Annotated in this window: 15 protein-coding genes; 8 read left to right on the top strand and 7 right to left on the bottom strand. The window is 62.3% G+C overall.

The window, feature by feature from the left end:
- Positions 1-9: 9 nt before the first annotated feature.
- The 7 genes from ugpB to G5B40_RS05610 all read right to left on the bottom strand — a co-directional run bounded on the left by ugpB (position 10) and on the right by G5B40_RS05610 (position 7365).
- Positions 10-1323 carry a sn-glycerol-3-phosphate ABC transporter substrate-binding protein UgpB gene (ugpB, locus tag G5B40_RS05640; protein WP_165096107.1) on the bottom strand — a complete coding sequence of 438 codons (1314 nt, stop codon included), beginning with the start codon at positions 1321-1323 and terminating at the stop codon, positions 10-12.
- A 95-nt stretch (positions 1324-1418) separates the two neighbouring features.
- The gene (glpD, locus tag G5B40_RS05635; protein ID WP_165096104.1) at positions 1419-2960 is read right to left on the bottom strand and encodes a glycerol-3-phosphate dehydrogenase; all 1542 of its coding nucleotides are present in this window, start codon (positions 2958-2960) and stop codon (positions 1419-1421) included.
- Complete coding sequence (locus G5B40_RS05630) at positions 2957-4300, bottom strand: transaldolase family protein (protein ID WP_165096098.1); 1344 nt, start codon at positions 4298-4300, stop codon at positions 2957-2959. Before G5B40_RS05630 ends, glpD begins: the two co-directional genes overlap by 4 nt.
- Before the next feature lie 397 nt (positions 4301-4697).
- Positions 4698-5585, bottom strand: coding sequence for a pyridoxamine 5'-phosphate oxidase family protein (locus G5B40_RS05625; RefSeq protein WP_165096096.1), 888 nt, complete (start codon positions 5583-5585; stop codon positions 4698-4700).
- An 18-nt stretch (positions 5586-5603) separates the two neighbouring features.
- Positions 5604-6251, bottom strand: a complete 648-nt coding sequence (locus G5B40_RS05620) for a glutathione S-transferase (RefSeq protein WP_246209715.1) — start codon at positions 6249-6251, stop codon at positions 5604-5606.
- An 18-nt stretch (positions 6252-6269) separates the two neighbouring features.
- A complete protein-coding gene (locus tag G5B40_RS05615) occupies positions 6270-6734 on the bottom strand; it encodes a nuclear transport factor 2 family protein (protein ID WP_165096091.1) in 465 nt (154 codons plus the stop codon).
- 76 nt (positions 6735-6810) lie between these two features.
- Entirely contained in the window at positions 6811-7365 is a 555-nt protein-coding gene (locus G5B40_RS05610; protein WP_165096088.1) for a carboxymuconolactone decarboxylase family protein, read from the bottom strand.
- Positions 7366-7468: 103 nt separating this feature from the next.
- Here G5B40_RS05610 and G5B40_RS05605 point away from each other — a divergent pair, with 103 nt between their 5' ends.
- The 8 genes from G5B40_RS05605 to G5B40_RS05570 all read left to right on the top strand — a co-directional run bounded on the left by G5B40_RS05605 (position 7469) and on the right by G5B40_RS05570 (position 13985).
- Positions 7469-8365, top strand: coding sequence for a LysR family transcriptional regulator (locus G5B40_RS05605; protein ID WP_165096085.1), 897 nt, complete (start codon positions 7469-7471; stop codon positions 8363-8365).
- Between the two features lie 26 nt (positions 8366-8391).
- On the top strand, positions 8392-8775 hold the full coding sequence (locus G5B40_RS05600) for a hypothetical protein (protein WP_165096083.1): 384 nt from the start codon (positions 8392-8394) through the stop codon (positions 8773-8775).
- A gap of 96 nt (positions 8776-8871) precedes the next feature.
- Positions 8872-10068 (top strand): tyrosine-type recombinase/integrase, encoded by a 1197-nt coding sequence (locus G5B40_RS05595; protein ID WP_343040678.1) that lies wholly within the window; start codon positions 8872-8874, stop codon positions 10066-10068.
- Positions 10065-10904 (top strand): hypothetical protein, encoded by an 840-nt coding sequence (locus G5B40_RS05590; protein ID WP_165096078.1) that lies wholly within the window; start codon positions 10065-10067, stop codon positions 10902-10904. Before G5B40_RS05595 ends, G5B40_RS05590 begins: the two co-directional genes overlap by 4 nt.
- Positions 10905-11028: 124 nt before the next feature.
- The gene (locus G5B40_RS05585) at positions 11029-11214 is read left to right on the top strand and encodes a helix-turn-helix transcriptional regulator (RefSeq protein ID WP_165096075.1); all 186 of its coding nucleotides are present in this window, start codon (positions 11029-11031) and stop codon (positions 11212-11214) included.
- Between the two features lie 103 nt (positions 11215-11317).
- On the top strand, positions 11318-11605 hold the full coding sequence (locus G5B40_RS05580) for a hypothetical protein (protein WP_165096073.1): 288 nt from the start codon (positions 11318-11320) through the stop codon (positions 11603-11605).
- Entirely contained in the window at positions 11602-12486 is an 885-nt protein-coding gene (locus G5B40_RS05575) for a DUF7146 domain-containing protein (protein WP_165096071.1), read from the top strand. Before G5B40_RS05580 ends, G5B40_RS05575 begins: the two co-directional genes overlap by 4 nt.
- Positions 12483-13985, top strand: a complete 1503-nt coding sequence (locus tag G5B40_RS05570) for a YfjI family protein (protein ID WP_165096069.1) — start codon at positions 12483-12485, stop codon at positions 13983-13985. The genes G5B40_RS05575 and G5B40_RS05570 overlap by 4 nt, the downstream gene beginning before the upstream one ends.
- Positions 13986-14066 lie beyond the last annotated feature (81 nt).

Below are 14066 nucleotides of genomic sequence, written 5' to 3'. Positions count from 1 at the left end.
ATTGCTTGTTCAGGGTTTAAACCGGGCGATCAGGCGATTGCCGCGTTCCACCGCATCGTCCAGCGCCTGCTGCGCCGTCTTCGTTCCCGACCAGACAGCCTCCAGCTCTTCGTCGACAATATCACGCACCTGCGGGAAATTGCCAAGGCGCACGCCGCGCGAATTCGGCGTCGGCGGGTTCAGAAGCAGCTGCTTCGCAGCGATATCAAGCCCCGGATTCTCATCGTAGAAGCCGGCCGCCCGCGTCAGTTCTCCCGCTTCGATGGTGATCGGCACATAGCCGGTCAGCTGGTGCCATTTGGCCTGCGTCTCGGGCAGGCCGAGATATGAGAAGAAGGTCGCGACAGCCTCATATTCCTCGTCTGTCTTGCCCTTCAGCACCCAATTGGTGGCGCCACCGATGAACGAGTTCTGCGGTTTGTCGACGACCTCCGGCCAGTACGGCATCATGGTGATGCCAGCCACATCCTTGCCCAGAGCCGCCCGGATGCCGCCGGCGCTTCCCGATGATGCCAGATGCATGCCGCATGTCCCGGCGGAGAACAGCTCGGTGGATTTACCCTCGCGGCCGCCATAGACGAAAATCTTGTCCTTGGACCAGTCGGCGAACGCCTGCACGTGGTTGACGAAGAAAGGAGCGTTGATCAGCAGTTCCGCATTTGGATTCTTGAATCCGTTCTCGTCTTTGGCGAACGGGACATTGTGCCAGGCGGCCTGGTTCTCGATCAACGCCCATGTCTGCCATTGCGGGGTGAAACCGCATGGCGCGCCGCTCTCGACCAGCTTGCGGCCCATCTCCGCGACTTCCGGCCATGTCTTTGGCGGCGTTTCAGGGTCGAGGCCGGCCTTCTTGAACATTTCCTTGTTCCAGTAGAACACCGGCGTCGAAGAGTTGAACGGCATCGACAACAACTCGCCTTCAGCGGTCGAGTAATAGGCGAGGACGGCGGGGATGTATTTCGACTGGTCGAACTCCACCCCGGTGTCGGCGAAAAGTTCGTGGACCGGATAGATCGCGCCGCCCGCCGCCATCATCGTCGCGGTGCCGGCGTCGAAGACCTGCACGATCGACGGATGAGTGTTCTGCCCGGCGCGATAGGCTGCGATCGCCGCGGTGAGGGTTTCAGTATACGACCCCTTGTAGATGGCCGAGACGAAATACTCGTCCTGCGCCGCGTTGAAGTCGTCCACGAGCACCTGCAGGGATCGACCGATTGAGCCGCCGTTGCCATGCCACCACTCAATGGTGAGCGGCTCCGCCGCCGCCATGCTGGCCGGCAGCGCCAGACAGGCCGCCAGGGACAAGGTTTTGAAATGTCTCACTTCTTCTTCCTCCCGTGTTTGACCGGATCGAACGAGTGATCCGTCTCCGTTACCGGCTCCTCCACCGGCCCGAATGCGCCGGAAGAGGCTCTCTCTCAGGCGATCATCCGGGTGTCGCCTCTCGCGGCGGGCGCCCGTTGCGTAAGCCACTCGCCCAATCTGGCGACCCCCTCCTCGGGCACCGTCAATCCGAGTTTGGTTCGACGCCACAGGATATCATCCGGTCGGACGGCGAACTCCTCCCGCACGAGGAACTGGACTTCGGCCTCGAAAAGCAGTCCGCCAAAATCCTCCCCCAGATCCTCCAATGTGCGCACGCCCTCAAGGATGCTCCACGCGCGCGTGCCGTAACGGCGCGCATAGCCCTCCAGCAGCCTTTCGGGAAAATCCGGATACCGGGCGCGAAGCATCCCGACGAGAGTCTCGTAACTGCCTTGCGGAAAGTTCCCACCCGGCAGGTGCTGCGCATGCGTCCAGCTTGGTCCGACATTCGGCAGCACCTCGGCCAGACGCTTCATGGCGCTTTCCGCCAGCTGTCGGCCGGTCGTGATTTTGCCGCCAAAGATGGACAGAACATTGCCGCCGTTCGGGCCGGAATAGATGTGCATCTCGTAGTCGCGGGTGATCGCTGAAATATCGTCCTGCCCGTCATCATAGAGCGGCCTGAGCCCGGACCAGGACCAGACCACATCTTTTGGCTCGACGGGTTTGCGGAAATACTTCGTACATGCGTCGCACATGTACTTCACTTCCTCTGGCGAAATCTCCACTGGCTGCGGCGGGTCTTCGTCATAGGATACGTCGGTGTTCCCGATCATGGTATAGTCGTGCTCGTATGGAATAACGAACAGGATGCGCTTGTCGTCATTCTGCAGGAAGTATGCGTGATCGCCCTCATAGAGCTTGGGCAGGACGATGTGGCTTCCCTTTACATTGCGAACCGATTCCTTCGCTTTGCGCTGCAGCAGCCCGCCGAGAACTCCATTCGCCCATGGGCCAGCCGCGTTGACGATGACCTTGGCGCGGACCGTCCGGTCTTCGCCGGTCAGCTCGTCACGCAATTGCGCTTCCCAGACCCCCCCCAAGTCGCGCGCCTCGACGAAACTAGTGCGAGTCAGCACTTCAGCTCCGCGCGTCTTGGCGTCCACGGCGTTGAGCGCGACGATCCGCGCGTCGTCCGAGCGGCAATCCCAGTAGGAATAGCCCAGCCGGAAGCTGTCCTTCAGCGGCTTTCCAACAGTTTCATTCCGTAGATCGACGCTGTGACAGGACGGCAGCGTGCGCTTCCGGCACAGATGGTCGTAGAGGAACAGGCCCAACCGAACCATCCATGCAGGCCGGAGCGCGCGTGTGTGCGGCAGGATGAATTCCTGTGGCCAGACCACATGAGGCGCGGTCTTCATCAGGATTTCACGCTCGCCGAGCGCCTCGCGCACCAGCCGGAACTCGAAATACTCGAGGTATCGCAGGCCGCCATGGATCAGCTTGCTGCTCTTCGACGACGTGCCTTCGCCCAGATCCATCCTGTCGCAGAGAACCACCGACAGCCCCCGTCCCGACGCATCCCGGGCGATGGCGCTGCCATTGATTCCGCCGCCGATCACCAGAATATCGGCCATGGTTTCGGGCGCGGTCATCGCGCCGCACCCGCCTGAGAGGCTGACTGGGCGGCCTTCATGAACCGCCGTTGATAGGCCACAACCTGCGGTGAACTCGAGAACCGAGCAATGTAATTGGGTTCCGATGTGATGACGACTCTGCCCTGCATCTCGCGGAACTCGTCCTCGGAAAGCATAGACAGGATGTCGGGCATGTTGTCGTCGCCCTCCATACTGCAGATGATCAGCCGTGTTTCGGGCAAGTTCGACGTTTTCAGCCAGCGCAGTCCCGCGCGGGCGTTGTCCAGCCCATCCGCGCCTTCGGCGCTATCGAACCTGCGGTGCTTGAGGAAGGTCCGCGCGATTCCGGCGACGCGGGTCAACGGAACATCCTGGTCGGAGCCCGAGAGATAGTCGTTGGCGATCATGAACTCTTTCAGCCGCAGCAGGATCGTCTCGTCGCCGCTGGCGTCGAATGCGGCCAGATCGCGGCTGAAGCGTTGGCTGGCGATCAGTCGGTGGCGCACGAAGGCGTTGATGAACGCCGGCCGAGCCTGCAACGCCAACGGCGCCTGGTGCGGCTCGAACATGAGCGTGAAATTGGTCCGATAGCCCAGCTTCTGCAGTTCCAACGCCAGCTTGTGGCCGTGCAGATAGTCGTCGGTGTCGCCCTGATCGTAGCGCCGGTCCAATCGCCCGTCCCCGGACAGAAGCTTGCCCACGTTCTCGCGGTTCACCGGCCCGGTGTGAGGGATCTTCACCACCAGCCGGTGCCGGTTCAGCGTCTGCTCGAACGGTGCGATTTCCTCAAGGACGCGATCGATGTTCGTCTCGAACGGGTCGTTGATCTCGACGCTGATATCGCAGCCCGGGCCGAGCACCCGACCGATCTCGGCCATCACCTCCTCGCGGGTAGCGAATTTGCCTCCGACATTGGCCTTGGGATTGTTCAGGAACAGATCGTAAATGATGCCGGGGTTGCAGGTGAGGTTGCCGATCATCTCCTTGATGGCGGTGATCTCATACGGGTTCGCGCTATCGGCGGAAAAGATAAGGGGGGTCGCTCTTCGCCTGCCGTTCTCCTCGTAGCCGATGTCGCGGATCAGGTCGAAGACGAGCTGGCCGTCGCGCTCAAGGCGCCCCTCGATACGGAATCCCGCCGGCGTCCGCCCCTCAGGACAATCGAAATCGCGCACCACGTCGCGAAAATGGTCGGTGACGGTGATCCGTCTCGCCGCCTCGGAAAGCAGCCTGTATTCCGCCGGGGTGATCGCCTGACCGAGCACGGCGTCTACGAAGCCCTTATCTTCGGGCAGGATCACAACGCCCGACGACTCGTTCAGGACACTCTCTATCGACAGCCGAATTGCGACTCCCATCATCCTCCCCCTTACATGGCGCCCCGGCGGCGTATCCACCGACATCCACTACACGTTATTCAGCGACCTTTACGTAGCGATTATGTATATATTCTGTTATTACAAAATCATTACTTATATATTTTATTTTACTATTTGTATATAGAGATATATCCGCCCTGTAGGTGCGGTCAACCCCAGTAAAAATTATGCCTTAGGGAAAAATATTAATAATAGGGCAGGGTGATCGTACCGGTTCGAGGTGGCGCTGTCAGGCAAGGCGCACCAGTCTCTGTTTGGTGACTAAGCAGCGGATCAGGTCAGAGGCCGGTTGCCTACGCCGGATAACGCATCAGGAACTTGTAGCCTCACGTGTGGCAGGGCGGAGAAGCCAAGGAAGATCGTGATCCGCTGTTTCTCAATCCTCTATGACGGCGCCGCGAGGCGACGCATGCCGAACATGCCAGATCTCCTCTGGGCGGATGTCCACGACCCGCTCCGCCCCCTCGAACGCCGCCGCGCGGACGGGGGACCAATCGATTCCCGCCCAGCCCGTCAACAGGATCGCCTCGCCAACGGCGAAATCCGGAATGAACAGCCCGGCGCGGCCGCTGACTTCGATGTTTCCAAGCGTGTTATAGTAACGGTTGCCGGCATAGTCCGGAAAGGACAGCGAGCCGTCAGCATCCCGGCGCAGCACTGCGGGCGTCCCGCCGCGGTGGGAAACGTCCAGCCCGTCTTTCGCATGACTCGCGATGAAGAACGTGTCCGCGCAAGAGATGATCCGCCGCACCGCCGCATCGCTGATTGCAACACGCGCGCCTTCGGCGGGCGGTGGCGGCGCGTCAGGCAGGCGGATATCGCGCCTCCGAATGTATTTCGGGCAGTTGCCGAAGCTCTGCTCGACCTCGATGGACAGAACCTCCTCCGCCACGTCGCGGATGACGCCATTCATGCGGTTGCGCCGTCGGGTCGCGAATTCGAGCCCGAGAACGGCCGCCCTGGCGCCCGGGCGAAGATCCAGACAGAGCGTTTCGACAAGCGCTGGACGGGCGCTGACCGTCAGTCGGCTGGACGTGGCCTGCGCCCCCGCGGGCGGCGGGAAGGCGGCGGTGGCCCACGGCCGGCCCTGCACGTCCAGCAGGCCGAGAAACAGCACTGGCAGGCTTTCGAAGAACCGCTGGTGTTGTTCGGGCATCGCCGCCCGGATTACGCGAGCGGCCCGTTGGCGCGAGTCCTGGGAAACGCCGACGCGGTCCTGCACCGCGCGCTCGCCAGCATGGAAAACGCTCTCTGGTTGAAACATGGCTAGCGCCTGTGAGTTTCAGGCGCCTTCAGGGATCGGCGAGTTCGCCATGCCCACGAAGCCAGGCAGCGCCTCGATCCGGGCCAGCCACGCGCGAATGGCCGGGTAGGCCGCAAGGCTGACGCCACCTTCGGGCGCATGAGCGATATAGCTGTAGCAGGCGATATCGGCGATGGTGACCCCAGAACCGGCAAGGAAATCGCTGCTGCTCAGCAGAGGCTCCATCACCGCGAACAACCTGCGCGCCTTGACCTTGGCGGCCTCATGATCCAGCGGGGCGTCGAAGACAGTCACCAGCCGCGCCGCCGCCGGGCCGCTGGCGATTTCGCCCGCGGCGACCGACAGCCAACGCTGCACTTCTGCGGCGGCTTCGGGGGCGGCCGGCAGCCAGTTGTGGCCGTCGGGGTATTTCCGCACCAAATAGACAAGGATGGCGTTGGAATCCGACAGGGTGACGCCGCTGTCATCGATGGCGGGAACCTGGCCGAAGGGACTGATCTCAAGGTATGCTGGATCCTTGTGGGCGCCGCCCGCCAGGTCCAGATCGACAAGTTCGCAAGGCACGCAAAGCAGCGACATCATCAGCTCCACCCGATGGCAGTGGCCCGATCTGGAATGGCGGTACAGTTTGATCGGCGCGGCGCCGGCGGGGAAATGCGGGTTCACGTGGCTGTCCTCCATGAATCAAAGGCCAAGATCGGAAAGACCCGGGTGATCGTCGGGCCGGCGGCCCAGGGGCCAGAAAAACTTGCGATCATTCTCGTGGATGGGGTGTTCATTGATGCTGGCGTGGCGGGCCGCCATCAGCCCGTCTTCGGCGAATCGCCAGTTCTCGTTGCCGTAGGCCCGGAACCATTGCCCGCTGTCATCACGGTATTCGTAGGCGTAGCGCACGGCGATGCGGTCATCGGCGAAAGCCCAGAGTTCCTTGATCAGGCGATACTCCAGTTCGCGCGCCCATTTGCGGTTCAGGAAGGCTTCGATCTCGGGGCGGCCTACCGGGAATTCGACGCGGTTGCGCCATCGGCTTTCCGGCGTATACGCCAGCGCCACCTTGGCCGGGTCGCGTGAATTCCAGCCGTCTTCGGCAAGGCGAACCTTTTGCCTGGCGCTGTCTTCGGTGAAGGGAGGAAGTGGGGAGAGGGGCATTGGCGCATCCATTCCGTTTGGGTTCCGGGTGCCTGAGAGGCGAGCGGCCGGGAAGGGTCCGCCAGCCCCGCAGAGATCAAGCTGCGAGTTTCTCGGCATCAACCATCGGGAAATCGATTTCGGTCTGGGCGAGCTCGTTCAGGTAGTTGGTCCAGGTGTTCAGTGCGACATGCTGCACGATCTCGATAATCTGGCCGTCGTCATAGCCGGCGTCGCGGATCTCGCGAAGATCCTTGGCGCCCACGCGGCCACGCGACCCGGTCACCTTCACGGCGAACCGCACGGCGGCGTCCGCCTTTGCGTCGTTCGAACGGCCGGCCCGATTGGCCGCGATTTCGACTTCATCGAGCCTGGCGAGGTTCTTGCCAAGGTAGGTATGGGCGGAGAGACAGTAGTTGCAGCCGTTGATCTGCGCTACGGCCAGCGCGATGCGTTCGCGGGTGGCGGCCGGCAGGCGACCTTTGCTAAGGGCGCCGGACAGGCCGAGATACCCTTCCAAAGCGGTGGGGCTGACGCTGGCGAGGCGGAACAGATTTGGGACCACGCCCAGCTGCTTCTCGACGGCTTGCAACAGCGGCTGCGAAGCCGCGGGCGCAGCGGCGATGTTGTCAGGATAGCTGATACGAGACATCTGAAAGCTCCTCCGCTTGTTCTACGAGGACGACTTAGATGCTTCCACAAAGCGGCAGTAGATAATATGATTGAGATATATGGTTCCAATAATTGGAAGGGTCATGACCGACCGTCTCGAGACCATGTCCATCTTCGTGCGTGTCGTAGACGAAGGCAGCCTGACCTCCGGCGCACGCGCCCTGCGGATGCCGATCGCCACTGTCAGTCGCCGGATCGGCGAACTTGAGGGCAAGCTTGGCGCGGAGCTGCTGCTGCGCTCTCCGCGGGGGCTGACACTCACGGATACGGGCAGAACCTACGTCGCGGCCTGTCGCAGAATCCTCGAAGACGTCTCGGAAGCCGAACGCAACGCTTCGGGCGAATTCACCGCGCCGCGGGGAACATTGACGATGACCGCGCCCATCGTCTTTGGCCGGTTGCACGTTCTGCCTGCGGTCAGTGCATTCCTGAGGGCCTTTCCGGATGTCGACGTGTCGCTGGAATTGACGGACCGGCCCGTCAACCTGCGCGAGGAGCATCTCGACCTGGCGGTACGCATTGGGCCGCTTGCGGACAGCACGTTCATCGCCCGAAAGGTGGGCGAGGTGCGCTGGATTGTCTGCGCCAGCCCCTCCTATCTCGAGAAACGGAAAGCGCCGAAGGTGCCGGGCGACCTGGCGGACCTGGACGGCATCACCTTTCAGAGCCTCATGTCGCCACAGAACTGGCGCTTCGGATCTGGCCGGCAAGAGATCACCGTCCCGGTGCGTTCGCGCCTGATCGTGAATACCGCTGAAGCCGCGATCGACGCCGCCATTGATGGGCTGGGCTTCACCCGCGTCCTGTCTTACCAGGCCGCAGCCGCAATCAGGACGGGGCGGCTCGCGCCCCTGTTGCAGGGTTTCGAGCCCGAACCCTGGCCAGTCCACCTTCTCTATGAGCCGCGCGCCTTGATCCCCCAGAAGCTCCGCGCATTCCTCGATTTTTCGGCTCCGAGGATTGCAGGCGGCATAGCCTGACCCTCGAAGCTTTGCTCTCCCGTCTCATGGAGGCAGACACCAGTACGGTCATCAAGGCCTATGAAAAGAAGATCGGGCAGATTGAACAGGAAAAACTGCTGCTCGCTGAAAAAGCCGAAGCAACAGGCAGGCCGAAAGCAACCTTCGAGCAAATGTTCGAACTCGCGATCCGGTTTCCCGCAAGCCTCTGGAAAGTCAGGGAAACAGGTCGCTTCGACCTGCAACGACTCGTCCTGAGACTGGCTTTCAAGGACCGTCTGGCCTACTGCCGGAATGAGAGGTTTCGAACCCCAGAAGTTTCGTTTCTGTTCAAGACGTTAAATGGGGAATCCATGCCGGATTGCAAAATGGCGGAGACGAAGTCCGCCATCCGCCATTCTGGCATGTTCCGCCAAGTTCCGATTCTTTAAGTTATTGCAGGCGTCTAAATCACTTCCTATGTCCCTCTTGTTCCGGCATAGTCCGGCTGGTTCCCCCATTAAATGGGGGAAGGATTGGGGGAAACGTTGGCAGAGCATCTGAACCGCAGGCCCGAGAAGGCGCTGACCGCCCAAGCGGTGAAGAACGCCAGCGCGCCGGGCAAATATTTCGATGGGCATGGCCTCTATCTTCGCGTGGACGCGAACGGCTCGCGGTTCTGGGTTCAGCGCATCACCATTCGCGGCAAGCGGTGCGAGTTGGGCTTAGGCTCGCCCGCGCTGGTGACGCTGGCCGAGGCCCGCGCTGCGGCGCTGGAGAACCGCAAACTTGCCCGATCCGGCGGCGACCCCCTGCAAGCCCGGCGCGAGGCGCAGGCCGTCCTGACCTTCGCGGAGGCCGCCCGCAAAGTGCATGAGCTGCACAGGCCGACATGGCGCAACCCGAAGCACGCGGCGCAGTTCATCAGCACGCTTGAAACCTACGCCTTTCCCCGGCTCGGAAAGCTGAAGGTGCAGGACGTGACAACGGCTGACGTGCTGGCCGTGCTGTCGCCTATCTGGACCGTGAAGGCCGAGACCGCCCGCAGGGTGCGCCAGCGCATCGGAACCGTGATGAAATGGGCGATTGCGCAGGGCTGGCGGCAGGACAACCCGGCGGAGAACATCAGCCAAGCGCTGCCCAAGGCGACCGCGCGGCCGGAACATCGTCGCGCCTTGCCTTATGGAGAGGTGGCCGGCTGCGTTGAAACGGTGCAGACTTCCAATGCCGGGCTTTCAACAAAGCTGGCGTTTGAGTTTCTGGTGCTGACCGCATCCCGCTCCGGTGAAGTGCGGGAGGCCCGCTGGGATGAAATCGACATGGCGGCGCGCGTATGGGAAATTCCTGCCGAGCGGATGAAGATGAAGCGGCCGCATCGCGTTCCCCTATCGTCGCGCGCCGTCGCCATCTTGAAAGAGGCCAAGGCGCTGGGCGACGGCTCCGGTCTGGTGTTCCCCGGCACGAAAAAGGGCCGTCCGCTTTCGGACATGACGCTTTCCAAGCTGGTGAAGGAACTTGGGTTCAATGCCGATGTTCACGGGTTCCGCACGTCATTCCGCACGTGGGCGCAGGAGCGCACGAACTTTCCGCGCGAGGTGGCCGAGGCGGCGCTGGCGCACTTGTCAGGCGATGCGGTGGAAAGAGCTTATGCCCGCTCTGACGTGTTCGAGAAACGGCGCAAGATGATGGACGCTTGGGCGGCCTATCTAAGTGAGGCCTCGGCCAAAATATTGAGGATTAGATGATGTTTGCGCCAGTCGGATACGTCCCAGCGCAATGTGTATTTTATAGCCTTCGTGACCTCGGAAATACTGAGATCAGCTTTATTAGGTCTATCAGCGTAGCCAAAAGTCGTGACAGCGTTAATTCGCCAGGAAAGCTACACGGACCTGCCTTTTCTCAACTATTTATGTCCAGACTTGCATTCCCCTGCTGGGCTATTTGGCGTATATTTGCTCATCAACCCATTCCTGTTTATTTAGCATGCTCAGATGGCAGATTGGTCCGCGCTTCACCTGATTTCTTTTTTGGGAATGATGAACTGGAATTCAGCGAGTTTTCGCCGCTTGATCCGGGACAGGGACTGCCAGAACTTTGGGAGATTATGAAGGCCAGAAATATTGCCGGAGAGCCTGAGGAAGTTTTCGATAGCGGGTGGTTCGTTTCTACCGAAACTTGGTGTGTGAGGTCGTTGCAAGCGTCCATCAAAAAGATAACGAAAAGCCATGTTCGTGTATCAGACGTTGAGGAACTAGCGAAAGCCGCCACAAGCTTCGAAAGCTGGTCTGTTTGCTTCGATGCACAAGACCTACCAAATGATTCGGATGGGCTTCTTACATTTGCTGAAGAACTGGGGGCGGACATCCGCATACGCGAGCCTTCAGAATTGAGACCACCCGCGCTCCGCGATGCGGCAGGTAAGGCGTTCGTCGAACTGTTCCCCAACGGGCGGCAAGGCAACCCCTGGAAGGAAGTAGCTCGGCAAATCGCAAATCACATTAATCGCGAAGTAAGTGTCAAAACCCTGACGAGGGCCGTCAATGAACGGACAGAGTCTTGGACACAAAACAAGACAACTTAACCTTTTTGAGCCAATGACAACGGACAATCACTCATTGCGCTGATGTCCTTGATGTCCAATTTCGTCTCTGCTTTTGGCGCTTCACAATTCCTCCATGTTCCACCGCATGCAGAGGAAAGCCGAGATGGCAGAGAAGCACTATCGCCGCCGGACCGTTGAGGAAATCACGGGCCTGAGCCGCAGCACGATTTACGACCAGATGAACCGGAAGCTGTTTCCGCGCCCGGTGAAACTGACCGGCAAGGCCGTCGCCTGGCCCGAAAGCGCCATCACCGAATGGCTGGCGAGCCGCAAGAAATCCGACACTTGAAAAGAAGCCCCGCCGCAAAGGACGGGGCCGCAGGGGCATCGATAGTCACCGCCATCAGAATAGCCCCGGCCCGTCCTCTGGCGCAACATGCAGAGGCAAGAGCATGACGAAATCCGAACGCTGGTTTTCCAGCCCGACGCAAATCTATTGGGCCTGCAAGGCCCTCATCGAGGGGCGGACCCTCACTCACAAGACCGAAATCCGCGAGGCCAAAGGCTGGCGGCTCGCCGCCATCACGGAAAAGCTGCGCAAGCGATATGGCTGGCCGATCCTGACCGAATATCGCGGCCCCGAAAACGTCGCGCATTACCGCCTGAAGCCCGGAGCCGACATTTCCCGGCTTCGCTATCCGCCCAGCGCCGCGAGCCTCGCGGAAGGCGGTGCGGCATGACCGAGGCGCATCGCATCACCCGCGCGCTCAAGGGCCGATGGTATGGCCGCTACGGGGCCGCGCGCTGTCCGGCGCATAGCGACCGCAAGCCTAGCCTGACGCTGACGGACGGCGCAGGCGGGCGGCTCCTGGCGCATTGCAAGACGGGCTGCGCCTTCGTGGACGTTCTGGACGCCCTGCGCGGCCTTGGCGTCATCGAGGGCGCGGGCGATCCGCCCCGAACCGATCCGGCAAAGATGGCCAGTCACAAGGCCGAGCAGCGCCGCGAGGCGGAGAAACGCGAACGGCAGGCCGTGGCGTGCTGGAACGAAGCCGGGCCGGTTCACGGCTCGGTTGCGGAAACCTATCTCCGCCGCCGCGCCATCTCCTGCGACCTGCCGGATAGTCTGCGCTTTCATCCCGAATGCTGGCATCCGTCCGCGAAACGACTGCCCGCGCTGGTGGCGCTGGTGGAGGGCGTCGAGCGGTTCGCGGTGCATCGGACCTATCTGCGCCCTGACGGGGCTGGAAAAGCCGATGCCGAGCCGAGAAGGGCCATGTTGGGCGCATGCGCTGGCGGCGCGGTGAGGCTCATGGACGCGCCGGGGCCGCTAGTGGTGGCGGAAGGAATCGAGACGGCGCTATCGCTCGCTTGCGGCCTTCTCCCGCGCCCGGCGACGATATGGGCGGCGCTGTCCACGTCAGGAATGTCTGGGCTTCGCCTGCCGGATGGACCTTCGCAAAAGTTGACCATCGCGACGGATGGTGAAGCCGCCGGACAGGCGGCGGGCCGCGCGCTTGCCGAACGCGCCAGCGCGCTGGGCTGGACCGTCAGCATCCTGCCCGCGCCGGACGGGCGCGACTGGAACGACATTCTTCGGTTGAAAGGGACCGCCGCATGAACGCGATCCCCGAACCTATCCCCTTCAAGGCCGAGGGGCCGCGCCCGCTCCTGCGCCAGATCCCGCCGGGCGAGCCTTACCCCGTCGAGGCGCTTGGGCCGCTCAGGAGCGCGGTGGAGGCGGTGCAGGGGCAATTCCTCGCCCCTGTCGCCATTCCCGCCGCATCGGCCCTGGCCGCCGCTTCTCTGGCGGTGCAGGGGCATGTGAACGTGACGACGCTGGCCGGTGTAAGCCCGGTGTCGCTCTACGCCCTGACCATAGCGAAATCGGGCGAGCGAAAATCGTCCTGCGATGCGCCGTTTATGGCTGCGCTACGCTCCTTCGAGAAGGAAGAGGCCAAGGCCCAGCGCGAGGCGATGGCGTCCTGGGAGAACGCCTATGCGCTATGGAAGGGCGAGCGTGACAGCATTCTGGCGCAGGCGAGAAAGGGCAAGGGCGCGAAGCGCGTGGAGGCCGAGGCGGATTTGCGGGCGATGGGCCGCGAACCGGCCGCGCCGCCATCGACTGACCGCACGGTGACGGAGCCGACCTATGAAGGGTTGACGCGGAAATTCGCGGAAGGAATGCCGACGCTCGGCATATTCTCGGATGAGGGCGGCCAGTTTCTCGGCGGGTTCGCCATGTCCACGGACAACCGGCAAAAGACGCTCGCGGCGCTCAACGACCTCTGGCAGGGCAACGCCATCCGCCGCACGCGGCAGGGCGAAGGCTCATTCACGCTCCACGGGCGCAGGCTGGCCGTTCACCTGATGGTGCAGCCGGGCGTGGCCAGCGCCTTCATGGCGGACCCGCTGGCGGGCGATACCGGCTTTCTGCCGCGCTTCCTGATCTGCGAGCCGCCCAGCGCCATCGGAACGCGCCTGCAATCACTGGTGCGGCGGGATGATTACGCGCTGTCGTCCTTCTCCGCTCGAATGCGCGACGTGCTGGAAACGCCATTGCCGATGGACTCTGAAACCCGAGAACTGGAGCCGCGCGCCCTGGCGCTGTCGCCCGACGCCCGCGCCCTTCTGGCGGCCTATGCCGACCATGTGGAGACGGAGCAGGCCCCCGGCGGCGTTTACGCCCATGTCACCGGCTACGCTTCCAAGGCCGCCGAACAGGCCGCCCGCATCGCCGGCGTGCTGACCGCCTGGGCCGACCTGGACGCTCGCGAGGTGACTGCGGAGATGATGGCCGGGGCGATAAAGCTGGCGGGCTTCTATCTCGCTGAAGCGGCTCGGCTTGCGGACGCCGCGACCGTATCGGCGGAGACGGAAAAGGCGGAAGCATTGCGGAACTGGCTTCTCACGCGCTGGCCGCACGCGGAAATCACGCCTTCGGAAATCGTCAGACATGCGCCGAGCCGCGCCCTTCGAGAAAGCAAGGCCGCCCGGCCCGCTATCGCCATGCTGGAGCAACACGGCTGGCTCGCGCCCTTGCCCGAAGGAGCCGAATTGCGAGGCGCGCAACGCAAGGAAGCCTATCGGATCGTGAGGGAGCGCGACGATGAAGTTTGACGCCGACGCATTTCTTGAAAGGCTCAAGGCTCAGAAGGAGGCCGGTGCTATTCGTGCTATTTGTGCGATTCCGGACGGCTC

The sequence above is a fragment of the Pikeienuella piscinae genome (assembly GCF_011044155.1).
GTDB lineage: Bacteria > Pseudomonadota > Alphaproteobacteria > Rhodobacterales > Rhodobacteraceae > Pikeienuella > Pikeienuella piscinae.
The sequence above is the reverse complement of the archived record's forward strand: the minus strand, read 5'-3'. Positions and strand labels throughout refer to the sequence as shown.